The following is a 21,894-nucleotide window of genomic DNA, read 5'->3' as shown; positions in this document are numbered from 1 at the left end:
ACGCGAAACCGTCGGCCGCCGGGAGCATAAGTCAGGGGTTGGCTGAAGCAGTCGTTTCACCCTCTTCGAGCCGCCGCTCCAGCTTCTTCACCCGCGTCGCGAGCGCCAGAAACGTCGCCAGCAGCGTCAGCACGACCGCGCCGGCGGCGGCGTACTCGTGGGCGGGGCTGGTGTGGACGACGCCGCTCGACGTTATCTCCTCGGCGGGGATGAGCGTGTGATGCGGCGTGCCGACGACGGGGACGAAGTAGTCGACCACGTCGTTGAGCGCGTACCAGCCGAGGGCGACGGCGACGGCCCGCACCGGGAAGTCGGCGAAGCGGTAGAGGACGAACGCCTGGACGACCATCGCGAGGTGACTCCAGAACAGGAAGTTGTACATCGCCCAGTGGAGGTATGAGAAGTCGGCCTTGAACACCAGCAGCGTGTACGGCGTCCAGAAGCCGAGCTTGAGGCAGCCGAAGAAGGCGAGCGCGGTGAGCCACTCCTGCGGGCGGCCGAGCTTCCAGGCGGCGAACGCGCCGGCGATGAACAGCGTCGCGACGGGGCTGTCGGGCACCAGCGGCCACAGGATGACGGGCTCGATGGCGAACTGGCCGGTGATCAGCGGGTCCGACGGCGGGAGGGGGTGAAAGCCGTAGTACCAGAAGCCGAAGGCGGTCCCGAGGAGGTTGATAGCGACGATGAGCCACGCGAACCGCAGGCCGACGTCCTCCAGTTTCCGGGGGAGCGGCGCGACGTACCACGGGAGCGACGGGCACTCGGGGAGCGAACGCATCGACTCCGACCACGGAGACGGGGCGCAAAACCCTAGCGGTTTCGTCCGGTCGCGGAAAGGACACCTGTAAGTGCCGGCGGTTCGAAGGGGCGAGCATGGCGGAAGAGACCGATCTGGAGGAGCTCAAACGCGGCACGGAACTCGTCAAGCGGGGGTTCGCCCGCATGCAGAAAGGCGGCGTCATCATGGACGTCGTGAACCGCGAGCAGGCCCGCATCGCCGAGGATGCCGGCGCGGTCGCCGTGATGGCGCTCGAGGCCGTCCCGGCCGACATCCGCAAGCGCGGCGGCGTCGCTCGGATGCCCGACCCCGTCGACGTGGAAGCGATCATCGACGAGGTGTCGATCCCGGTGATGGGCAAGTCCCGCATCGGCCACACGAAGGAGGCGCAGATCCTGGAGTCGATCGGTGTCGACATGATCGACGAGAGCGAGGTGCTGACGCCCGCGGACGACCGCTACCACATCGACAAGCGGGACTTCACCTCGCCGTTCGTCTGCGGCGCGCGCAACCTCGGCGAGGCGCTCCGGCGCATCTCCGAGGGCGCGGCGATGATCCGCACCAAAGGCGAGGCCGGGACCGGCGACGTGAACCAGGCCGTCCACCACCAGCGCAACATCAAGGGTTCCATCCGGAAGCTGCAGGGGATGACCCACGAGGAGCGCGAGAAGTGGGCCCGCGAGCACGAGGCCCCGGCCGAACTCGTCCACGAGACGGCGGAGCAGGGCCGCCTGCCGGTCGTCAACTTCGCCGCGGGCGGCATCGCGACCCCCGCGGACGCGGCGCTGATGATTCACCACGGCTGCGACGGCATCTTCGTCGGCAGCGGCATCTTCGGCGCGGAGGACCCCGAGGCGATGGGCGAGGCAATCGTGCAGGCGACGAACAACTGGGACGACCCCGACGCGCTCGCCGAGATCAGCAAGGACATCGGCAGCGGCATGCGCGGGGACGCCAACGCCGACCTCCCCGAGGAAGAGAAACTGCAGGACCGCGGCGTCTGAACCGGATTCCCGTTCTTCTCCCGTTTTTGACGGAGCGCGAGCGTCAGTACCGCCTCACCGCCACGAGCGCCAGCACCGCGAGGTACGCCCCGACGCCGCCGAGCGCCGCCCACAGCGTCCACCCCGGCCCGTAGAGACCGAGAGCGACGGCCAGGGCGACGCCGGCGACGGTCGCGCTCCGCCGGACGACGGGCCGCTCCCAGAGCGCCCTGACGCGCTCTCGGCGAGTGAGGAGCGCGCACTCGACCGCCAGCGCGCCGACTGCCCCGGCGGTCGCCGCGCCGGGCGAGAACGGAACGCCGCGCCAGCGGAGGAGGGCGGCCGCCGCCGCGCCGACGGCGAGGGCGCTCGCGGCGTCCGCGGCGCCCTCCCGGGTCACTCGAACAGCCCCTCGATCACGAGTCCGGCGCCGAGCAGCCACGCGCCGGCGAGCGTACACAGCGCGGCGGCGCGGAAGACGAGTTCGAGCCCCGAGAAGGCCCCCTCCGCGGAGAGCAGCGCCGCCGCTCGCGCCGGAGCCGCGGGACCGGCGCCGAACAGGGCGACGGCCGCCGCCAGCGCGACGGGGAGCGCGAGCGCGCAGACCGCCGCGCCGGCGACCGCTGCGCGGCGACCGACGAGGCGGAGCGAGTCGCCGCCGAGGGAGGTCTCGCCGTAGTCGGGTCTCCGACCGGCCATACCGTGGTAGTTATTCGCAAACACGGATAAAACCACGGAACCGAACGGGTTCGGTCGGGGGGCCAGCGGGAGCGCCGTCGAACGGCGTCAGTCGTACAGCTCGGCGCCGTCGGCGATGCGGGTCTGGTAGGCGCGGCTCTCGATCCCGGCGTCGTCGAAGGCGTCGAGCATCGCGCTCGCGACCTCGCGCCGGCGGCGCTCGTAGCAGGCGGCGATGACGCCGGGGCCCGCGCCGCTGACGGTGACGCCCGTGGCTCCGGCCTCCAGAGCCGCCTCGCGGACGGCGTCGTAGCCGTCGATGAGCTCCGCGCGGGCCGGCGTGACGACGTTGTCCTCCATTCCCACGCCGACCAGGTCCGGGTCGTCGCGGGTCATCCCGACGGTGAGCGAGGCGGCGCGGCCGACGGTGTCGACCACGTCTTCCACGGCGGCGGACTCGGGGACGACGCGGCGGGCGTCGCGGGTCGAGACGACGATGTCGGGGAGGCAGACGACGAGGGGGATGTCGGCGTCGACGTGGGTGACGCCGTCCCCGCGGGCGATCGTGAACCCGCCGAGCAGGGCGGGGGCGACGTTGTCCTCGTGGGCCTCGCCGGAGACGAGCGCCTCGCCCTCCGCCGCGACCGGGACGAGTTCCTCCCGGGAGAGGCCGCGGTCGTAGAGTTCGTTCAGCGCGAGCGCCGCGCCCGCGGCGCTGGCGGCGGAGGAGCCGAGGCCGGACGCCGGACGGACCCCTTTGTCGATCTTGATGCGGGCGGGGGCGTCGAGCGCCTCTGCGACGGCGCCGGCGGTGTTTTTCTCCGGGTCCTCCGGGATGTAGTGGCTGCCGGCGCCCGTGACTTCGATCGTCGTCTCCGCGGCGCGCTCGACGCGCACCACGTCGGCCGGGCGGTCGAGCGCCGCCCCGAACACGTCGAACCCGCTCCCGAGGTTCGCACTCGTCGCGGGAGCGCGGACTGTAAGCATGCAGGCCAGTTACCTTACTGAACGCAAAAAGGTAGCGGAGAGCACCGCTCGTTCGTGACCCGTTCAGCCGTCCCAGAGGTCGGAGGGGGTCACCGCGTTCACGTCGGCCGCGTCGAGGTGCTCGACGATCCGCTCGAACCCCTCGGTCGAGACGTACTTGTCGTCGTCGACGCCGACGGTGTGACACCGGACGACGGTGAGTAGGTTGTACCGCTCCGCGAGGTCGATCATCGCCGCCGTCCGCTCCGGGTCGTCGCCGGTGACGCGACCGACCACCAGCGGCTCGGTGACGCGGGCGCCGGCCGGACTGCCGCCGCCGGCGAAGCCGAGGTAGTGGTACCGCGCGGCCGCCGAGACGGCGTCCGCGTCGTACTTGCCGAACGGCCAGACGAGAAAGCGCGCGCCGTCCTCGAACCCCTCGTCGACGAGCCACCGCTTCGACTCGCGGAACGCCGTCCGCCCCTCCCCGGGCGATAGCTGGCGGAAGCTCCGGTCGAGCTGCGGGTGGCTCGCCATGTCCCACCCCGCGTCGCGAAGCTCCCGCATCTCGTCTACGGACATCGTCGCGTCGTAGTCGACGGCCCGGTGTATCACGCCGACGGTGCCGGGTATCCCGTATCGGTCCATGACCGGGAAGGCGGTCTCGTACTGCGTGCGGTGGTTGTCGTCGAACGTCAGCATCACCGCGCCGCGGTCCGGTTTCGGCGTCGTGCGGACGGCGTCGACCAGTAGCCGGCCCTCATCGCCCTCTCCGACCGGCAGCTGGATCCGGAGTTCGCGCACGTCGGACAGGTCGGGGTCGCCCCGCACCGCTGACGGCCCCAGGTCGACCCGCATCCAGCCCGCCCGCCAGACGCCCTTCGAGAGGACGATCTGGTTCTCCCGGTCCGGGGCGAGCAGCTGGACGACCACGCTCTCGGACTCCGGGGCCTCCAGCCGGACGGCGAGCGACAGGTCCCGGTCCGACAGGTCGAGCGGCGAGTCGAACTTCCGGTAGATCCAGGCCCGGCCGTCGTCGGGCGCGGCGGTCAGCCGCGCGGACTGCGACCCGGCGTATGCGCTCCCTTCGGCGGCGTCGAGACGGCCGGCGTACGTCTCCCAGACGGAGAGGTCCTCGAACCCGTCGAGGAGCTCGCCGCGGCAGCCGAACCGCCGCCGTGCGTCGAACTCGACCGCGAGGGGGTCGTCGCCGTCGAACGCCGCGTCACCGCAGCGGTCCGCCGGCGCCGATCCCGTCGCTGCGGTGCCTGTCGTCCCGGACGACTCCGCGTTCGACCTGAAACATCCCGCGACGCCGGCCATACTCGCGGCGCTCAACCCCAGGAACCTGCGGCGCGAACCGTTCACCATCGGCTGCTGCTTCGCCGATATCGGCCATAGTAATACGACGGCTAGTCCGGCGTTTCACCCGGTTGCGTCGGTTGTCGCCCATCAAAAGACCCATTCCACCCCCCGAACTACGAACGGGCATGATCGGTATCGTCGGCGGCGGGATCGCGGGGCTAGCGGCGGCTTACCGCCTCCAGCAGCGGGGCCGCGAGGTGCGGGTGTTCGAGGCGGGGGACGCCGTCGGCGGCCTCGCGGCGACCTACGAGACGGCAGGCGATCCCCTCGAAGTCTTCTACCACCACCTCTCGAAGTCCGAGGAGACTATCGTCGATCTGGCCGAGGAACTGGGGATCGGCGACCGCGTCGAGTGGCGCGTCGGCGAGAACGCCTACTACGTCGACGGGGTGGTCCACCCTCTCGACAAGCCCTGGGAGATCGCCGCGTTCCCCCACCTCTCGGTGTACGACACGTTCCGCCTCACGATGCTGACCATGGAGATCGACGTCCGCGGTGGCGTCCCCGAGTTCGACGCTTACGGCGACATCACCGACTACGAGGACGTGCCGATCCGGGACTTCCTGATCGACCACACCACCGAGAACGTGTACGAGACGTTCTGGGAGCCGCTTCTGGACGCAAAGTTCGGCTCCCGCAAGGAGGACGTCAGCGCCGCCTGGTTACTGGGCCGGATCAAGTTCCGCGGCGAGCGCGACCTGCTGCGCGGCGAGATACTGGGGTACGTCGACGGAGGGTTCGGCGTCTTCCTCGACGCCTTGGTCGACGCGGTCGGCCGCGAGAACGTCGTCACGAACGCCCGCGTGACCGACCTCGGGTTCGAAGGCGGGGCGGTCGACTCGCTCACCGTGGAGACCGCAGACGGCGTAGAGACCCACGCGGTCGACGGCGCGGTCGTCGCGGCGATGCCGAACGTGCTGGAGGAACTGGCGGGCTACGAGTGCGCCATCGACTTCCAGGGGACGGTCTGCTCGGTCGTCTCGATGGACGAACCGCTGACCGGTACCTACTGGCTCAACGTCGCCGACGACGCCCCCTTCGGCGCGCTCATCGAGCACACCAACTTCGTCCCGCCCGAGCGCTACGGCGGCGAACACCTGCTCTACGTCGCCCGGTACGTGCAGGACCCCGCGGAGGACGTCTGGCAGATGGACGACGACGCGGTCGAGGAGACGTGGCTCGACGGCATCGAGGACCTCTTCCCCGACTTCGACCGCGACTCGGTGAACTGGATCGAGACCGCCCGGAACCCCCGTACCGCGCCGGTGTACGAGCGGGGCTACCTGGAGAAGGTGATCCCCTACGACCTCGGCGACGAAGTCGCGGAGGGACTGTACTACGCGGGGATGGCCAGCAGGGCGCAGTACCCCGAGCGCAGCCTCAACGGCGGTATCGTCGCCGGGTTCGAGGTCGCGGACCGGATCGCTGAGACGGGGACGCGGGCGACGCCGACGCCCGAGCGCTGAACCGGGTCCCGCCGCTGGACGAGGGACCGCGTCGTTCCGCGACGCCGAGTATTTTCACGGAGTGCGTCGGAGGTACGGGTACGCAGGTGACCCCAGTGCCCGAAGACGACCACCGACGCGACCGGAACCCCGTCACCCCGCGGACGGCCGCCGAACGAGGAGCGTTCGCCGCCGCCGCGCACTACGCGCGCGTTCACGCCCTCGCGACGCCGCCCGAAGCGGCCTATCGCGACGCGCTGCCGGCCGCCCGCCGCGAGATATGTCACCGGCTCGTGCGCGGGCTGATACGGGGCTCGCCCGCGGGACTGTGCGAGGCGCGGATCGTCGCCGTGGACGCGCCGCGCGTCCCCGACGACCCCTCACCGCTGACGGCTCTCTCCGCCGAGGCGCTGCGGGACGCCGCTGAACCGCTCCCGGCGACAGTGGACCGCCTCGCGCTGCTCCCCTTCCCGGCCGGCGAGAGCGTCGTCGTCGCGGGCGTCGCCGCGGTCCACGGCTACGACCGGTATCGGTTCGCCGGGCCGGCGCGGCGGTGGTCGCCCGCGGACGGCGCGGAGACGGTCGCTCACCCGGTCGACCTCGTCCCGCTCGTCGAGCGGGCCGGCGCGTTCGCGGACGCCGCGCAGGCCGACCGGATCCGCGGCGAACTCGAAGAGAGCGTCGCGAACCTCGCGCTGGCGCGTCTCGCGCAGCGCGTCCACGCCGACGCGGTCGAGGACGCTGAAGGCTCGCCGCTCGACGCGGTGGCCGAAGGCGTCCCCGCCGCCGCGCCGGCCGTCGCGTTCGAGCGCGTCACGACGGGCGGGCACCCGTTCCACCCCGGCGGCAAGATCCGGCGGGGGATGACGGCGACCGACGCGCTGTCGTACGCGCCCGAGTTCGCGGACCGGATCTCGCTCCGCTTCGTCGCCGTCGACCGGGCGTGCGCGCTAGAGACCAGCGCCGCGGAGGCGGACCGGTTCACCGAGCGCGTCCTCGCCGCGTTCGACGGGCTTCGCGGCGCGGTCGAGCGCGCCGTACCGGCCGGCCGCGACGCCGACGAGTACGCCGTGGTGCCGGTTCACCCGTGGCAGTACCACCACGAGATCCCCGACCGGTACGCCGACCAGCGCCGCGACGGGCGGGTAGCGCTCGTCGACGACTACTCGCACCCGGCGTCGCCGCAGCTGAACCTCCGGACGGTCGTCCCGCACGACACCGACCGGCTGGCGGCCGACGCGCCGCCGCGGCTCAAGCTCGCTATCGGCGTCCAGACGACGAACGTCGAGCGGACGCTGTCGCCCCACGCGGTGACGAACGGGCCACAGGTGACCGACCTGTTGTCGGCCGTGACGGACCGGGAGTCGTTCGAGACCCTCGGCTTCCTCGCCGAACCCGCCGCGACCTGCTACTACCCGCCCGGCGGCACGCACGTCGAGGGGGAGCCGTTCGACGAGGCGCGGCACCTCTCGGGGCTGTACCGGCGGCCGCCGGAGGCCCATCCGCTGGTGCCCGACGGCGCGCTCCCCGTGGTCGCGTCGAGCCTGATCGCGGACGACCCGGCCACCGGCCACCCCGTGGTCGCGGACCTGATAGACGAGTACGCGGGCGCGACGGGAACGACGAGGGCGGGCGACGCCGCCGTCGACTTCGTCCGCGAGTACGCCGGCGTCGTCGTCCCCGAGCAACTGCGTCTGCTCTCGGCGTACGGCGTCGCGCTGGAGAGCCACCTCCAGAACAGCGTCGTGGCGTTCGACGGCGCGCGCCCCGTCGCGACGCTGGTGCGGGACTTCGGCGGCATCCGCGTCCACGGCGGCCGGCTGGCAGAGCGGGGCCTCTCGATGGACCCCTATCCGGAGTCGGATCTCGACGCCGACGGCGAGGGGGACATCCACCGGAAGCTGTACTACGCGCTGTTCCAGAACCACCTCGCAGAACTCGTGGCGGCGGTGGCGGCCGAGCGCTCGGTCGACGAGGCAGACTGCTGGGCGGCGGTCCGCTCGGCGTGCGACGCCGCGTTCGACCGGCTGCTGGCGGATCCAGTCGTCCCGGCCGAGCGGGTCCGGCGCGACCGGGCGGCGCTGTACGCGGACCCGGCGACGCACAAGGCGCTCACGGCGATGCGACTCCGGGGCAAGCGCCACGAGTACGTCACGAGCGACGTGTCGAACCCGCTCGCAGAGGAGTAGGGGTTAGGCTTCGCCCTCGCGCTCGCTGCCCTCGTCGACCCCGGGTGCGTCGGAGACATCGACGTCCGCGGGCTCGTCCTGCCCGCCGACGACGAGGTTGCCCTCCTCGTCCTCCACGTACACGTCGTCGGCGAATCCGCCCTCGGCGTGGGGGTGTTCGGGGTCGTCGAGTTTCTCGGGCGTCGACGGCGCGTCCGGGACGCCGCCCGGCGGGCGGAACTCGCCGAGGGGGTCGTCGATGGTGATCCCGTGCCGGTCGAAGAAGTCGGCGTAGCGCTCGTAGTGGGTCTCCAGTTCGTCGCCCGGGAACTCCATCATCTCGGTCCAGCCGCGGTTGTAGAAGTCGAAGTTGGCCTGGATGTGGGTGATCTCCCGGGCCTGCGCCTCCGTGAAGCCGGCCTCGAGCGCGGCGACGTAGGCGTCGAAGGTGGCGTCGAAGAAGGCGTCGAGGTGGTCCTTTCGCTCCGCCTTGCGGGCCTCGTCGGCCTTGTCGAGGAAGATGCTCGTGTGGAGGTCGACGAGCTTGCTCCGCACCACGTTCCCGACGACCGGCGTGGTGAGGGACTTCTTCGCGGCCCAGTGGCGAACGTTCTGGCGGATCTTCATGGAGCGACCTAGGGACGGGAACCTAATCAAGCCGACGACGTTCGAGATAGCAATCCACTTCAACCCCCGTTCCGAAGACACCGAACATGACCCAGTCGTACGTAATCATCGGTGACGGGATCGCGGGGAGTTCCGCGGCCGAGACGCTTCGGGAGGAGGACCCCGAGGCCGACATCACCGTCATCACCGATGAAGGAGAAGCCCTGTACAATCGCATTCTCATCAAGGAGTTCGCGAAGGGGAAACTGCCCGAAGCCCCCATCTCCATCCACGAGGAAGACTGGTACGCCGAGCGCGACATCGACCTCGCGCTGAACACGCACGTCACGGAGATCGACCCCGACGCCCACGAGATCCACACCCACGAGGGCGACATCCACGAGTACGACAAACTGCTCGTCGCCACGGGCGGCACGCCGACGCAGCTCCCGGTCGAGAACAGCGACGCCGAGGGGATCCACCACTTCTGGACGTTCCAGGACGCCCGCAAGATCGCCGAGCACGCGGAGGAGGCCGAGACGGGCGCCGTCGTCGGCGCGGGCCTGCTCGGCATCGACCTCGCGGCGATCTGCGGCGCGCAGGACGTCGACGCCAACTACTTCATGCGCGGCAACCGCTGGTGGCGCTACGCGCTCTCGGAGGAGGGCGCCGAGATCATCCACGAGGGCCTGCGCGAGAAGGGCGTCACGCCCGTCTTCGAGTCCGGCGTCGACCGCTTCGTCACGGACGACGACGGCCGCGTCACCGCGACGGTCACCCCCGACGGCGAGGAGCACGACAGCGACTTCGTCGGCGTCGCCATCGGTCTCGACTTCAACACGGAGGTGCTGCGGGGCACCGGCGTCGAGACCGACGACGGCGTCGTCGTCGACGAGTACATGCAGACGAACGTCGACGACATCTACGCGGCCGGCGACCTGACGCGGTTCTATGACACCATCCTCAACGAGCACGGCCAGAACGGCTCGTGGGGCAGCGCGAAGGAGCAAGGGCAGGTCGCAGCGCAGAACATGGTCGCCGACGGCGAGGAGGAAGCGTTCCGCTGGGTCTCCTCGTACTCGATCACCCACTTCGACTTCCCCTTCCTCTCGTTCGGCCACCCGACCCTCGGCGACGAACACGTCGAGCGCAAGTACAGCGACACGGAGTGGCGCCGCCTCGCGCTCAAGGACGGCAAGATCATCGGCGGCGTCCTCATCGGCGACCTCGCGCCCCAGAGCGCTTACAAGCAGCTCGTCCGCGAGGAGCGCGACGTCGGCGACCAGACTGACGTCCTCCTGGAGAAGGAAGTCGACCTCGACAAGCTCGACGCCCCCGCGAAGGAGCAGTAAGCGACCGTCACCGACGTAGCGACGCCGTTTTCTCCGTTCGACGGGTCCTCCGTTTCCGAAATTCTCCGCCACACGAAGACTTATGCCGTACTGTGCCAAGCGTTTGCACGGAACATGTCCGGAAGCACGACGAGCGACGCTCCAGCGGGGGCGCTGCGACTGCGGCGAACGGAATCTGTACCGGCGGACGCCCGCGTCCGCCACGTCGACGAGCTGTCCGAGCGAGCGCAGCAGCGGCTGTACGGCCTGCTGGACGACGGCGAGACCGGCGTCCCGCTGGACGACCGGACCGCGAACGAGTTCACTGACGGCGAGGTCGTCGTGTTCACCGGCTACTACGAGGTCGACCGCAACTAGTTCTCCGCCTCGAACAGTTCGTCGCACACCTTGCGCTGTGCGGCGCGGAGGTGGTTGTTGAACGTTGGCTGGGAGATGTCCATGGACGCCGCGACCTCGCTCCCCGTCCGGAGTCGAGGCTTCTCGAAGTACCCGCTACAGTACGCGGTCTGCAACGTCTCCAGTTGCCGATCCGTGAGGTCCTCGGTCAGTTCGGCGCGGAACCGGCCGAGCGTTCGCTGTGGCCGCTCCCGGGTGTGTTTGGCGACCAGTTCGGACGACGGGAACTTCGACGCGAACATCTCGACGAACTCGCGCGTTTCGGCGGCGGCGGCGAGGTCGACCCGGACGCTCGCGGCGTCGTCGTCCAGCCGAACGTCGCCGATCCTGCCGCCGTGGTCGAGCACGGTCGCGGTGACGCTCTCGTCGGACAGGGCGACCTCGAACCGGCAGACCGTCTCCCCGTCGACCTCACGTTCGGAGAGCAGCTCTAGCCCCGTGATCGGTAGCTCGGAGGCGAACGCCTCCACGTCGGCGGCCGCGGCACCCCGGGTGCAGAAGAACATGCGGAGGCCGCCGTCAGCACGCAGGACGACGTTCTCGTAGGTGAACTCGCAGTCGGTCTCCCGGACGACCCGGACGATGGGGAACTCCTCCTCGGCGATCTCGAACGTCAGCTCCGTCACCTCGTCGTTGACCAGCGCCTTCTTGCTCTCGACGGCGTTGACCGCGTACGCGACGGTGTCTGAAAGCTCCGACAGGACCGCGCGTTCGAGATCGTCGAAGACGCCCGACTCGGAGGCGTAGACCGTGAGGACGCCGAAGCGGCTGTCCTCGTGGCCGAGCGGCAGGGCGATGGCGGCGTGGTACCCGCGACTGAGCGCCGCCTGTCGCCAGGGGTCGAACGGCGGGTCGTCGAGCAGGCGGTTGACGACTACGGTCTCTCGGGACTCGACAGCGGCCGCGGTCGGGGACCGGTCGTCCCCGTCCCCGCCGGTCGTGACGTCGACCTCGTCCAGAAACCCCTTCTCGGTGCCCGCCCACTCGTTCGGGCGGACCTCGCCGCTCGCGCGGTCGTGGTCGCCGATCCAGGCGAGGTCGTACGGGCCGACGTCCGCGAGGTGCCGGCAGACGACCTCGGCTATCTCCGCCCGGCTCGACGCGCTGACGAGCGCCTGCTGGATGTCGCGGATGGTGTCGTTGATCCGGCGGAGCCGCTCCAGCGACTCCTTCTGCTCGGCGAGCGTCGATTCCCGGTCGTGCAGCTGCCGCTCGCGCTCGGCGCGACAGACCGCCGCGCTCGTGTTTGCGGCGACGGTCTGTGCGAACTCCAGTTCGGCCGATCGGAACCCGTTCGGCTCGGTCGTCCCGGTGACGACGACGCCCTGGCTCCCGATCGGATGGGCGACGACGTCCGTGATCGCGCCCCCTTCGCCTGTCGGGGCCGTCTCGCGGAGGGACTCGTTCTCGACGAAGGCGCGCCAGCCGATCCCGTCGCCCGCAGCGAAGGGCGCGACGCCGTCGAGCGCCTCGGCGGCGTCGGTGCGCCCCGCCGGTCGCAGGGAGCCGTCCTGCTCGTCCCAGAGGGCGGCCGCCGTGATCGGCATCTGCAGACCGTCAGCGGCATCGACGACGCAGTCGGTCACTTCGGTCGCCGACTCGGCCGCCATCAGGTCGCGGCTCGCGTCGTTGAGCGTCGCGAGGCGGCGCTCGCGCCGCTCGCGTTCGAGTTCGTACTTCACCCACTGGCCCAGTAGCCGCTGGTACGTGAGTTCCTCCTCCGTGAACGGCGCGTCGCGGCGCTCGGAGGAGACGAAGAAGAACGTCCGGTCGTCCCCGCCGTCGACCTCGACGTGCGTCCCGAGGTACGACTGCAGGCCGAACTCCCGGTAGACGGTGACGTCCTCGTACCCCTCCGGGTCCGCCACCCCGGTCGCCCGCCCGCTCTCTATCGGGGCAGTGCAGTACGTCTCGGAGAGCGGGAGTTCGAAGCCCGGTTCGAAGTGCTCGTGGTCGCCGCTGACGTGCTCTATCTCGAAGGCGTCCGCGTCGGGATCGACGCGCGCCATCCCGCCGAATTCGAGGCCGAACCGCTCGCAGCCGAGGTCGAAGAGCTGCTGCAACTTCTCCTCGAACCCCATGTCCGGGCTCGCGGTTATCTCGTTTTGCTCGCGGAGATAGCGCTCGCGCTCCTCGCGGTCGAGTTCGTAGCTCAACCACTGCCCCATCAGTTCGAGGAACGTGTACTCCGCGTCGGTGAACGGCTCGTTCCGGCGGGAGCGGTCCGCGAAGCAGAGCGTCCCGTACGTCTCCGCGCCGGCGGTGACGGTCGTGCCGACGTAGGAGTCGAGCCCGTAGATCCCGTACGCGGGGTCGTCCTCCCACCCCTCTGCGGGGGCGTCGGTGACGCCCATCGGCTCGGCCGAGTCGATCAACTGCCGACAGTACGTCTCCGAGAGCGGGGCTGTGTCGCCGGGCTGGATCCGCTCGTGGTCGCCGACCGCGTCGATCACCCGGAACGCGTCGCCGTCCACGTGCGCGAGGAAGCCGATGCCCAGGTCGAACCGCTCCCGGCCGAGTTCGAGGAGGCGTGCGAGCTTGCCCTCGAAGTCGAGGTCCGGATCCGACGTCGTCTCGTACAGTTCGCGGAAGTCCCGCTCCCGCTGTTGGAGCGCCGTTCGGGCCTCGGTTCGGTCGACCAGCGTCCCCATCATCCGGTCGATCTCGTTGTCCGGCGCGTCGGGGCCGAAGAACTCCTCGGGCGGCGTGTAGTAGAAGTTGTGGCAGGCGGTGCCGTCGTAGATGAGATGCGGGTGCGTCTCGATGACGTCCCGGAGGACGTCCGGCGGCGTCAGGTCGCGGTCGTACTGGCACAGCGCGATGCAGTCCTCGCCGCGGAAGAGGTCGTTCACCCGGGACTCGTACGCCATGAACTTCTCCGTGTCCGTCGTCTCGTCGAGGATCCAGCCCGTGTCGGCGACCACGCGGAGCGCGTTGTACCCCGCGGTGGCGTCGTCGATCGCCCCGTCGTAGAAGTCGATCATCTCGTCGGGGTCGAACTCGCCGTTCCGGAGGTAGGTTTCCCCGACGCCGTGAAACGACAGCGCGCCCGAATCGACCGCGTCGTCGACGTCGACGCCGGCGTCACGCAGCGCCGCTTTCACCACGGGCTCGGGGGTCTCGTCGACGACGAACAGACACCGCTCGCCGTCTTCGAGCCCCTGTCGAACGAACGGGACGACGGCCTCGAACTGCTCCTCGCGGCTCTCGTAGATCATCGCGAAGTGGTCGTTGCAGTGGTCGCCGTCGAGACACTCGACGGAGCCGTGGAACTCGTCGCTCGCGTCGAGCGCTTCGAGACCGCTGTCCAGGTTCAGTACGTCGGATCGGTCGGTGGGTATCGTACGTTGACTCATTTAGGGGGTAAGGGGAGTGTCGACGAGTGATCGCGGGAGCGGGGCGTCGCAGCGGGCGACCGCCCCTCCCTGCGAACGGGGACGCCCGGCGGCCGGCCTGCGCGGGGGAGTCGCGGACCGGACTTTCGATAGTCGCAACGTTCTGTAGGCGATACGGCATCCGACAGCGTAACGGCACGCTGTAGATCTCTGAGTGAGGGTACGAAGGCACTAATGGGTAATAAGCAGGAGGGCAGTTCTACGGTTCCGTTACCTGTATCGACGGTCAGGTCACGCAGGCGAGACGACGGCGGCCGGCCGGCCGGTCCGGTATCGGCCCGACGGGACGGCACTGCCGGAGACCGAAGCGGTTTTGCACGCCCCGCGACGACGCTCACGTATGGATGGCGGCGGAGACGGCGAGATGACCCTCGCGTTCGAACTCGCGGCACTGCAGGAACTGGCGAGTCCGTCGGCCGTGTTCGACGGCGCGCGCCGGTGGAGCAAATACGTCGGCGTCGTCTCGGACAAGCCGACCTACGTCGTGACGAACTTCACGCGGAAGGAACGGATCAGACAGGACTTCTTCTCCGGCCCGCGCGGCAAGGCCGAGAGCTTGGAGAGCGTGAAAGAGCAGTTCGACACCGACCGGCACGTGTTCATCGGCACGACCGACGAGGACGAGGAACTCGCCGCGGAGGTCGGCTGGGAGTTCCTCACGATAGCGGAGGCCGCGGAGGCCGCCGAGTGGGACCTCGGCGACGCGGAGGACGAGGACGAGGACGACGAGTACGAGCGCGACGACTGGCCCTGAGATGAACGTCGCCGAGGCGCTCCGGACCGGGTACGAACGGACGGCCTCGCGCACGGGCCTCGCGCTCGTCGGCGTCGCCTTTCTCGTGCAGGTCGCGAGCGCCGCCGCGTTGCAGAGCCAGCCCCCGGAGGCGCTGGCGCTGATCCGGGAGCAGTACCCCGAACTCGCGCCCGATCCGGGCGGGCCGCTCTCGCTCCCGCTGTCAGCCGCCGGCGCGACGGCCCTGTCGCTCGCCGCCACCGTGGCGACGGCCGCCGTGTTCGTCGTCGCGTTCCGGGCACTCTCGGACGACGGCGTCCCGTCGCCGGGTACGGTCACCCGGAACGTCGGCCGCGCGACCCTGCACGGCTTCGTCGGCTACCTCCTCCTGCTCGCGCTGGTGGGGGTCGGGCTGGCGCTGTTCGTCGTGCCGGGCGTGTTCGCCCTCGTGACGTTCGCCTTCTTCGTCGGGTTCGTCGCCTTGGAGGACGAGGGGGTCGTGGGCGCGTACCGCCGGTCATGGGCGCTCACGAGCGGCCGGCGGCTCGGCGTCGCGCTCCTGCTCGGGGCGTTGCTCCTGGTCGTCGTGCTCTTCACGGTCGTCGCCGGCCTGCCGCTCTCGCTCGTGTTCGAGGTGAGCGAGACGCTCGCGTACCTCGGCAACGTCGCCGTCAGCGCCCTGACATTCGTCTACGCGGCCGCCGTCCTCGCCGTCGGGTTCGAGCAGCTCCGGAACGGGGACGAGCGCGACGACGAGTTCGCCGACATCGACGACGAACTGCTTCCCTGACGCCTCCCCCTGTCCGTTTTTCACTCCGGGGGTCGTTCCATCGGTCATGGCACCGAAAACGGAGGTCGACGTCGAGGTAGAGGTGGAGGTCGACAGCGACGAACTGGAGATCGAAGTCGGCGAGACGACAGAGGCCGAGGCCGAACTGGAGGCCGACGGGCTGGAGATCGAGGTCGAAGTCGAAGTGGAACGCGGAGGCGAACCGGACGAGAGCGGGGCGGACGAGTCGGACGGTGAAGAGGAAGCGACGGAGGGATCCGACGGGGACGAGCCCGGAGGCGACGCAGACGAGGACTACGAGGACCCCGAGGCCGAGGGGTTCGGCGAGTGACCGAGTCGGGGCGCTTTTACCCCTGAACGCCCAACCGGCGGGCATGGCAGAACCGCGCGTGCCGGGCGAATCGGGGGGCGAGCTGACGCTTCCCTGCGAGGAGACGATCCGCGTCGCCGACCTCGACATGGGGTTGCGGGAGCTCGACTGCGCGTGCGGGGAGACCCACGCCGTCGTGATGGACATCCACCCCCCGTCGCGCTTCTTCCCCGAGTTCCTCGTGGACGTCCTCCGACAGACGATAGAGACCGAGGACGACCTCGGCGAGTTCGGGACGACCCACCTCATGGGCATCGTCATGGAGGAGTTCCCCGAGGCCGTCGTCAGCGAGGACGTCTCGGAGAACGGCAGCGTCGGCTACTCGCTAGTGTGGGTCACCGACTTCGACTCCCGCCGCCTGCACGAGGTCGCCGTCGAACTCGTCGTCGAGCTGATGGAACACGCGATCAGTCACGCCGAGAACGACGCGGCGATGACGGAGTTCGAGGAGCAGATGCTCGACTTCGACGTCGCGGAGTTCGTCGAACAGTACCGCGCGCGCCGGGATTTCGACGACGAACACGACACCCCGGCGTAGCCGCGTCCGGGTCCTGTCAGACGGCTGTCTGACCATCTTTTATTATAATTGCCGTGTTACTCTCTCCCATGCACTCGTACCGGGGGGAGCGAGAACACATCCGCGAGGTGCTCGCGGAGGTCGATCCGGAGGAACCGCTGACGGCGAGCGAGATCCGAGACGTCCTCGCCGAACACGGCGTCGACGTCGACAGTTCCCACCGCGTCGCGACCGTGCTCGGGCGCTGGGCCGAGGACGGCGGCGTCGACGTGATCCGCGAGCGGCCCTACCGGTACCGCTTCCGGGACGAGACCTGACGACGGCGCTCGGCACGACGGCGGCGAACGACCGGACGAGGCCCGATCCGGCCGCGACTGACACCGTGCTAACCTTTATTATGTGACTATGTCGACTTATTGGCATGCAATACTGTCCCGAGTGCGGAACCCGGGTGCAACCCGACGTGACGTACTGCCACGGGTGTGGGGAGGACCTCCGGGAGTACCGCGATTGGGCGGCGTCGGCGGCCGTCGATACTGACGACGCCGCGGACGCGGGAACGGACGCCGGAGCGAACGAACCGTCCGAGCGGCCCTCTGACGACGCCGACCCGGACGATGACAGCACAGCCGATCCGCGACCGACCGATCCGGCGAGTTCGCCGGGCGCGGCGTCGGATTCGACCCCGAGCGGCAGCCGGGAGTACGGCACCGGCCGCCGCGCCGGGGGGCGGAGCGGCGAGGCGTCCACCGCGTCGCAGCCGGCGTGGGGCGACGAGGACTCGCCGGCGCCCGACGAGCGCCCCCAGGGAGGACCCGAAGAGCGCAGCCCCGCGGCCTCCCACGAGCCCGCCCCGGCGGCACCGGACAGGCCGGTCGTCGACAGCGGGCCCTCGCTTTCCGACCGAGTGACTGCGCTCCCGCTGAAGCGAAGCGCCGCGGTCGGCGCGGGGCTGGCGGTCGTCTCCTACGTCGCGACCTACATCGCCTTCCTGGTCGACGCGCTGGTGGTCCACGGCGGCGACCACTCGCTCGGTCCGACGAACCTACTCCCGCTGACCGACGTGGCGCAGGGCAGCGCCCAGCAGATGTGGGAGCTCGTCGGCTGGCTGTTCTACGCCGGTCACAACGTCCCGATCGAGCGGCCCACGGCCGGGGGCGGCGAGGTCGTGGCGGTACTCGGTGAGGAGTACTGGACGCAGTTCACCGTCCCCCCGCTCGTGACCTCCGAACTGTACACGCTCGTCCCGTTCGCCGTCATCGTCGCCGGCGGCGCGCTGTACGCCCGTTCCCACGGGGACGCGACCCTCGACGGGGGCCGGAACGACTTCGCGCTGCTCGGCGCGAGCGTGCTCGTCGGCTACGCCGCCGTCGGCGCCGTCGGGACGAGCCTCTTCGCCGTCGCGGAGGGCGGCGCGTCGACCGGGCCGCCGCTCGTCGACGCCGTTCTCTGGACCAGCCTCTTCGCGGGCGTCGCCGGCGCGGTCGGCGGCGTCGTCGCCCGGCGGTTCGGCGAGGATGCGGCGCCGAGCGGTGCGGTAGCGGGCGACGAGGCGACAGGCGACCGGGCGGCAGGCGACGCCCCGACCGACGAAGCGGATGGCGTGGTCGACGATTCGCCCGCCGACGTGGAGGGTACCGACGTGGCGGCAGTCGGGACCGACGACGGCGCGGCCGGCGACGAAACCGAAGGCGAGCTCGCGAGCGCCGCCGGGACGCCGGACGCGTCGCCGGACGACCGACCGTAGCGTCGGCCGAACGGCGGCACCGGCCGACGACCGCGATTTCTCCCGAGCTGTCCGCGCTACGTCGAGGGCGGAGCCTATGTCGGGCCCGCTATACGAAATTCGAAATTCTGTTTCGCTACTCGTAATCTATCGTGGGGCTTATTACGATGTACGAACTTCGGTGTGATAGAATGAGCGACGGAGAGACAGAAGACAGAACTATCCTTCTCATCGGCAGCGGACCGATCCAGATCGGACAGGCCGCGGAGTTCGACTATTCCGGCGCGCAGGCGTGTCGCGCGCTCCAGGAGGAGGGCGCGCGAGTCGTCCTCGTGAACTCCAATCCGGCGACCATCATGACGGACCCCGAGATGGCCGACGAGGTGTACATCGAACCCATCACGACCGAGGCCATCGCCGAGATCATCCGGAAGGAGCAGCCGGACGGCGTCATCGCCGGCCTCGGCGGCCAGACCGGCCTGAACGTCACGGCCGAGCTCGCCGAGGAAGGCGTCCTCGACGAGCACGACGTCGAGATCATGGGGACGCCGCTCGACACCATCTACGCGACGGAGGACCGCGACCTCTTCCGCCAGCGGATGCACGAGCTCGGCGAGCCGGTCCCCAAGTCGACGTCCGTCTCGCTGGAGGACGGCGAGTCAGTCGCCGAGCTCTCGGCGGCAGACCTTCAGGAACGCGTCGACGAGGCGGTCGACGAGGTCGGCGGTCTCCCCGTCATCGCCCGCACCACGTACACGCTGGGCGGCTCCGGATCGGGCGTCGTCCACGACATCGACGAGCTCTACGAGCGCGTCCGTCACGGGCTCCGGCTCTCCCGGGACGACACGGTCCTCATCACCGAGTCCATCGAGGGCTGGGTCGAACTGGAGTACGAGGTGATGCGGGACGCCGACGACTCCTGTATCATCATCTGCAACATGGAGAACATCGATCCGATGGGCATCCACACCGGGGAGTCCACGGTCGTCACGCCCTCGCAGGTCATCCCCGACGAGGGCCATCAGGAGATGCGCGACGTCGCGCTGAAGGTCATCCGCGACCTCGAGATCCACGGCGGCTGTAACATCCAGTTCGCGTGGCGCGACGACGGCACCCCCGGCGGCGAGTACCGCGTCGTCGAAGTGAACCCGCGCGTCTCCCGCTCGTCCGCGCTCGCCTCGAAGGCGACGGGCTACCCCATCGCCCGCGTGACCGCGAAGGTCGCGCTCGGCAAGCGCCTCCACGAGATCGACAACGAGATCACCGGCGAGACGACCGCCGCCTTCGAGCCCGCGATCGACTACATCGTCACCAAGGTCCCGCGCTGGCCCATCGACAAGTTCGACGACGTCGACTTCGAGCTCACGACGGCGATGAAGTCGACGGGCGAGGCGATGGCCATCGGCCGCACCTTCGAGGAGTCGCTGCTCAAGGCGCTGCGCTCCTCCGAGTACGAGCCCGACGTCGACTGGGACGCGGTCGACGACGAGACGCTGGAGGCGCAGTACCTCGAACGGCCGTCACCGGACCGCCCGTACGCCGTCTTCGAGGCGTTCGAGCGCGGCTACTCCGTCGACGAGGTCGTCGACCTGACGGGCATCTACGAGTGGTACGTCGAGCGGTTCAAGAACGTCGCCGACGCCGCCGTCGCGGCGCAGGACGGCGAGTTCGGCGAGGCCACCGAGCTCGGCTTCACGAACGGGCAGGTCGCCGCCGGCATCGACTCCAGCGAGGCCTCCCAGCTGCCGAAGGCCGACGGCGGGCAGGTCGACGCCGTCGAGTCCGCCGCGCCCGACCGCTCGTTCAAGCAGGTCGACACCTGCGCCGGCGAGTTCGAGGCGTCGACGCCGTACTACTACTCCGCCCGCGAGCCCGCCGCAAGCGGCGTCTCGACCGGCTACGACGAGCTGCAGGTCGACACCGACGCCGAGAGCGTCGTCGTGGTCGGCGGCGGTCCCATCCGCATCGGGCAGGGCGTCGAGTTCGACTACTGCTCGGTCCACGCCGTCCGCGCGCTCCGTGAGCAGGGGATCGACGCCCACGTCGTCAACAACAACCCGGAGACCGTCTCCACGGACTACGACACCTCCGACGGCCTGTTCTTCGAGCCCATCACCGCCGAGGAGGTGGCGGACGTCGTCGAGGCGACCGGCGCCGACGGCGTGATGGTACAGTTCGGCGGGCAGACGTCCGTCGACATCGGCGAACCGCTCGCCGACGAGCTCGAGCGCCGCGACCTCGACTGCGAGGTCATGGGCACGAGCGTCGAGGCGATGGACCTCGCGGAGGACCGCGACCGGTTCAACCGCTTGATGGACGACCTCGGCATCGCCCAGCCCGAGGGCGGCTCCGCGACCAGCGAGGAAGAGGCGCTCGAACTCGCCCACGACATCGGCTACCCCGTGCTCGTCCGCCCGTCGTACGTCCTCGGCGGTCGGGCGATGCAGGTCGTCTACGACGACGAGGAACTGGAGGAGTACATCGAGGAGGCCGTCCGCGTCAGCCCGGACAAGCCCATCCTCGTCGACGACTTCCTCGCGGGCGCCATCGAACTCGACGTCGACGCCGTCGCGGACGGCGAGGACGTCGTCATCGGCGGCGTGATGGAGCACATCGAGAGCGCGGGCGTCCACTCGGGCGACTCCGCCTGCATGATCCCGCCGCGCTCGCTCGACGACGAGACGATGGCGCGCGTCCGCGAGGTCACCGAGGACATCGCGGCCGCGCTCGACACCGTCGGCCTGCTGAACGTCCAGCTCGCCGTGCGCGACGGTGAGGTGTACGTCCTCGAAGCCAACCCGCGCTCCTCGCGCACCGTCCCGTTCGTCTCGAAGGCGACCGGCGTCCCCATCGCCAAGCTCGCCGCGAAGGTGATGTCCGGGGCCACGCTCGACGAGCTCGACGCCGCCGAGCAGATCCCGGACAAGACCAGCGTGAAGGAGGTCGTCCTGCCGTTCGACCGCCTGCCGGGGAGCGACCCCCGTCTCGGCCCGGAGATGAAGTCCACGGGCGAGGTCATGGGGACTGCCGACTCCTTCGGCAAGGCCTACGACAAAGCCCAGGACTCCACCGGCAAGCCCATCCCGCGCGAGGGCACCGCCGTGGTCGACCTCTCGGCCGACGAGTTCCCCGACCCGGACACCGAGGCCGGCGAGGAACTGGTCGAGGGCTACACGGAGCACTTCGAACTCTCGGAGGCCGTCGACCTCGTCGAGGCCGCCAAGCGCGGCGAGATCGACGTCATCGTCTCGCGCAAGCGCGAACTGCTCGAGGTGGCCGTCGAGGAGGAGATAACCTACTTCTCGACGGAGGCGAGCGCCCGCGCCGCGCTGGAGGCGCTCGACGCCGCGGACGACCCGCTCGACGTCGCCTCGGTCGACTCGCGCCCGAAGCAGCGGCGCCAGTGGGGACAGTGAGGCGCTAGCTCCGGTTCTCCTACTCTCCGCTTCGCTCCACTTCTCGTCTCGGTTCTTCGCTTCCCGTCTCTCATCACGCTTTTTTACCCCCCGCGAGAGCCGTTCGTATGGACGGTCTGACACGCAGGCGGCTGGTCCGGGCCGTCGCCGACGGGACGGTGTACGCCGACGTGGGGCGGGTCAACGGCGGCGTCCTCTACGCCTTCGATC

At 70.0% G+C, this 21,894-nt stretch carries 19 protein-coding genes; 12 read left to right on the top strand and 7 right to left on the bottom strand.

The genetic code is table 11. The annotated features are described in order from the left end of the window. Nucleotides 1-31 precede the first annotated feature (31 nt). Nucleotides 32-778 carry a DUF1405 domain-containing protein gene (locus D8670_RS06775; protein ID WP_121817302.1) on the bottom strand — a complete coding sequence of 249 codons (747 nt, stop codon included), beginning with the start codon at nucleotides 776-778 and terminating at the stop codon, nucleotides 32-34. A gap of 95 nt (nucleotides 779-873) precedes the next feature. Between D8670_RS06775 and pdxS the strand changes: the two genes are divergently transcribed. Beyond that, nucleotides 874-1,782, top strand: a complete 909-nt coding sequence (pdxS, locus tag D8670_RS06770) for a pyridoxal 5'-phosphate synthase lyase subunit PdxS (protein WP_121817301.1) — start codon at nucleotides 874-876, stop codon at nucleotides 1,780-1,782. A gap of 43 nt (nucleotides 1,783-1,825) precedes the next feature. On the opposite strand, the gene D8670_RS06765 is transcribed toward pdxS, so the two are convergent. The 4 genes from D8670_RS06765 to D8670_RS06750 all read right to left on the bottom strand — a co-directional run bounded on the left by D8670_RS06765 (nucleotide 1,826) and on the right by D8670_RS06750 (nucleotide 4,728). After that, complete coding sequence (locus tag D8670_RS06765; RefSeq protein ID WP_121817300.1) at nucleotides 1,826-2,161, bottom strand: hypothetical protein; 336 nt, start codon at nucleotides 2,159-2,161, stop codon at nucleotides 1,826-1,828. Beyond that, nucleotides 2,158-2,460 (bottom strand): hypothetical protein, encoded by a 303-nt coding sequence (locus tag D8670_RS06760; protein WP_121817299.1) that lies wholly within the window; start codon nucleotides 2,458-2,460, stop codon nucleotides 2,158-2,160. The genes D8670_RS06765 and D8670_RS06760 overlap by 4 nt, the downstream gene beginning before the upstream one ends. 87 nt (nucleotides 2,461-2,547) lie before the next feature. After that, the gene (locus D8670_RS06755) at nucleotides 2,548-3,426 is read right to left on the bottom strand and encodes a homoserine kinase (protein WP_121817298.1); all 879 of its coding nucleotides are present in this window, start codon (nucleotides 3,424-3,426) and stop codon (nucleotides 2,548-2,550) included. Between the two features lie 63 nt (nucleotides 3,427-3,489). Then, a complete protein-coding gene (locus tag D8670_RS06750) occupies nucleotides 3,490-4,728 on the bottom strand; it encodes a polysaccharide deacetylase family protein (protein WP_162994215.1) in 1,239 nt (412 codons plus the stop codon). A gap of 167 nt (nucleotides 4,729-4,895) precedes the next feature. Here D8670_RS06750 and D8670_RS06745 point away from each other — a divergent pair, with 167 nt between their 5' ends. Further along, nucleotides 4,896-6,236, top strand: a complete 1,341-nt coding sequence (locus tag D8670_RS06745; protein ID WP_121817296.1) for an NAD(P)/FAD-dependent oxidoreductase — start codon at nucleotides 4,896-4,898, stop codon at nucleotides 6,234-6,236. Nucleotides 6,237-6,322: 86 nt separating this feature from the next. Continuing rightward, entirely contained in the window at nucleotides 6,323-8,404 is a 2,082-nt protein-coding gene (locus tag D8670_RS06740) for an IucA/IucC family protein (protein ID WP_205254042.1), read from the top strand. Between the two features lie 3 nt (nucleotides 8,405-8,407). Here the strand turns inward: D8670_RS06740 and D8670_RS06735 are convergent, their stop codons facing one another. After that, nucleotides 8,408-9,010, bottom strand: a complete 603-nt coding sequence (locus D8670_RS06735) for a DUF6149 family protein (protein WP_121817295.1) — start codon at nucleotides 9,008-9,010, stop codon at nucleotides 8,408-8,410. An 86-nt stretch (nucleotides 9,011-9,096) separates the two neighbouring features. On the opposite strand from D8670_RS06735, the gene D8670_RS06730 reads away from it, so the two are divergent. Both D8670_RS06730 and D8670_RS06725 read left to right on the top strand, forming a co-directional pair. After that, nucleotides 9,097-10,341, top strand: a complete 1,245-nt coding sequence (locus D8670_RS06730; protein ID WP_121817294.1) for an NAD(P)/FAD-dependent oxidoreductase — start codon at nucleotides 9,097-9,099, stop codon at nucleotides 10,339-10,341. A gap of 114 nt (nucleotides 10,342-10,455) precedes the next feature. Continuing rightward, nucleotides 10,456-10,698: a DUF7979 domain-containing protein gene (locus D8670_RS06725; RefSeq protein ID WP_121817293.1), complete on the top strand. Its 243-nt coding sequence runs from the start codon at nucleotides 10,456-10,458 to the stop codon at nucleotides 10,696-10,698. Here the strand turns inward: D8670_RS06725 and D8670_RS06720 are convergent. Beyond that, nucleotides 10,695-14,093 carry an MEDS domain-containing protein gene (locus tag D8670_RS06720; protein WP_121817292.1) on the bottom strand — a complete coding sequence of 1,133 codons (3,399 nt, stop codon included), beginning with the start codon at nucleotides 14,091-14,093 and terminating at the stop codon, nucleotides 10,695-10,697. The genes D8670_RS06725 and D8670_RS06720 overlap by 4 nt on opposite strands. Nucleotides 14,094-14,472: 379 nt before the next feature. Here D8670_RS06720 and D8670_RS06715 point away from each other — a divergent pair, with 379 nt between their 5' ends. From D8670_RS06715 to carB, 7 genes are all read left to right on the top strand, one after another. Next, on the top strand, nucleotides 14,473-14,886 hold the full coding sequence (locus D8670_RS06715; protein WP_121817291.1) for a DUF7124 domain-containing protein: 414 nt from the start codon (nucleotides 14,473-14,475) through the stop codon (nucleotides 14,884-14,886). Between the two features lies 1 nt (nucleotide 14,887). Next, nucleotides 14,888-15,655, top strand: a complete 768-nt coding sequence (locus D8670_RS06710) for a DUF7847 domain-containing protein (RefSeq protein ID WP_121817290.1) — start codon at nucleotides 14,888-14,890, stop codon at nucleotides 15,653-15,655. A gap of 46 nt (nucleotides 15,656-15,701) precedes the next feature. Further along, the gene (locus D8670_RS06705) at nucleotides 15,702-15,986 is read left to right on the top strand and encodes a hypothetical protein (protein WP_121817289.1); all 285 of its coding nucleotides are present in this window, start codon (nucleotides 15,702-15,704) and stop codon (nucleotides 15,984-15,986) included. 43 nt (nucleotides 15,987-16,029) lie between these two features. Next, nucleotides 16,030-16,563 carry a DUF5815 family protein gene (locus D8670_RS06700; protein WP_121817288.1) on the top strand — a complete coding sequence of 178 codons (534 nt, stop codon included), beginning with the start codon at nucleotides 16,030-16,032 and terminating at the stop codon, nucleotides 16,561-16,563. Between the two features lie 68 nt (nucleotides 16,564-16,631). Then, nucleotides 16,632-16,859 (top strand): hypothetical protein, encoded by a 228-nt coding sequence (locus tag D8670_RS06695; RefSeq protein ID WP_121817287.1) that lies wholly within the window; start codon nucleotides 16,632-16,634, stop codon nucleotides 16,857-16,859. A gap of 104 nt (nucleotides 16,860-16,963) precedes the next feature. Beyond that, complete coding sequence (locus tag D8670_RS06690; protein WP_121817286.1) at nucleotides 16,964-18,289, top strand: zinc ribbon domain-containing protein; 1,326 nt, start codon at nucleotides 16,964-16,966, stop codon at nucleotides 18,287-18,289. Nucleotides 18,290-18,459: 170 nt separating this feature from the next. Beyond that, nucleotides 18,460-21,684, top strand: coding sequence for a carbamoyl-phosphate synthase large subunit (gene carB, locus D8670_RS06685; protein ID WP_205254041.1), 3,225 nt, complete (start codon nucleotides 18,460-18,462; stop codon nucleotides 21,682-21,684). Nucleotides 21,685-21,894: the final 210 nt, after the last annotated feature.

The organism is Halostella limicola (assembly GCF_003675875.1).
Lineage (GTDB): Archaea > Halobacteriota > Halobacteria > Halobacteriales > Natronoarchaeaceae > Halostella > Halostella limicola.
Note: the sequence above shows the minus strand (reverse complement) of the source record. Positions and strands in the feature narration are given on the sequence as shown.

Excerpts from the sequence above, each read along its gene's own strand:
- D8670_RS06690 (WP_121817286.1), top strand. The coding sequence starts at position 16,964 with ATGCAATACTGTCCCGAGTGCGGAACCCGGGTGCAACCCGACGTGACG.
- D8670_RS06695 (WP_121817287.1), top strand. The coding sequence starts at position 16,632 with ATGCACTCGTACCGGGGGGAGCGAGAACACATCCGCGAGGTGCTCGCG.
- D8670_RS06750 (WP_162994215.1), bottom strand. The coding sequence starts at position 4,728 with ATGGCCGGCGTCGCGGGATGTTTCAGGTCGAACGCGGAGTCGTCCGGG.
- D8670_RS06760 (WP_121817299.1), bottom strand. The coding sequence starts at position 2,460 with ATGGCCGGTCGGAGACCCGACTACGGCGAGACCTCCCTCGGCGGCGAC.
- D8670_RS06745 (WP_121817296.1), top strand. The coding sequence starts at position 4,896 with ATGATCGGTATCGTCGGCGGCGGGATCGCGGGGCTAGCGGCGGCTTAC.
- D8670_RS06720 (WP_121817292.1), bottom strand. The coding sequence starts at position 14,093 with ATGAGTCAACGTACGATACCCACCGACCGATCCGACGTACTGAACCTG.
- D8670_RS06730 (WP_121817294.1), top strand. The coding sequence starts at position 9,097 with ATGACCCAGTCGTACGTAATCATCGGTGACGGGATCGCGGGGAGTTCC.
- D8670_RS06705 (WP_121817289.1), top strand. The coding sequence starts at position 15,702 with ATGGCACCGAAAACGGAGGTCGACGTCGAGGTAGAGGTGGAGGTCGAC.
- D8670_RS06735 (WP_121817295.1), bottom strand. The coding sequence starts at position 9,010 with ATGAAGATCCGCCAGAACGTTCGCCACTGGGCCGCGAAGAAGTCCCTC.
- carB (WP_205254041.1), top strand. The coding sequence starts at position 18,460 with ATGAGCGACGGAGAGACAGAAGACAGAACTATCCTTCTCATCGGCAGC.
- D8670_RS06715 (WP_121817291.1), top strand. The coding sequence starts at position 14,473 with ATGGATGGCGGCGGAGACGGCGAGATGACCCTCGCGTTCGAACTCGCG.
- pdxS (WP_121817301.1), top strand. The coding sequence starts at position 874 with ATGGCGGAAGAGACCGATCTGGAGGAGCTCAAACGCGGCACGGAACTC.
- D8670_RS06755 (WP_121817298.1), bottom strand. The coding sequence starts at position 3,426 with ATGCTTACAGTCCGCGCTCCCGCGACGAGTGCGAACCTCGGGAGCGGG.
- D8670_RS06775 (WP_121817302.1), bottom strand. The coding sequence starts at position 778 with ATGCGTTCGCTCCCCGAGTGCCCGTCGCTCCCGTGGTACGTCGCGCCG.
- D8670_RS06700 (WP_121817288.1), top strand. The coding sequence starts at position 16,030 with ATGGCAGAACCGCGCGTGCCGGGCGAATCGGGGGGCGAGCTGACGCTT.
- D8670_RS06710 (WP_121817290.1), top strand. The coding sequence starts at position 14,888 with ATGAACGTCGCCGAGGCGCTCCGGACCGGGTACGAACGGACGGCCTCG.
- D8670_RS06725 (WP_121817293.1), top strand. The coding sequence starts at position 10,456 with ATGTCCGGAAGCACGACGAGCGACGCTCCAGCGGGGGCGCTGCGACTG.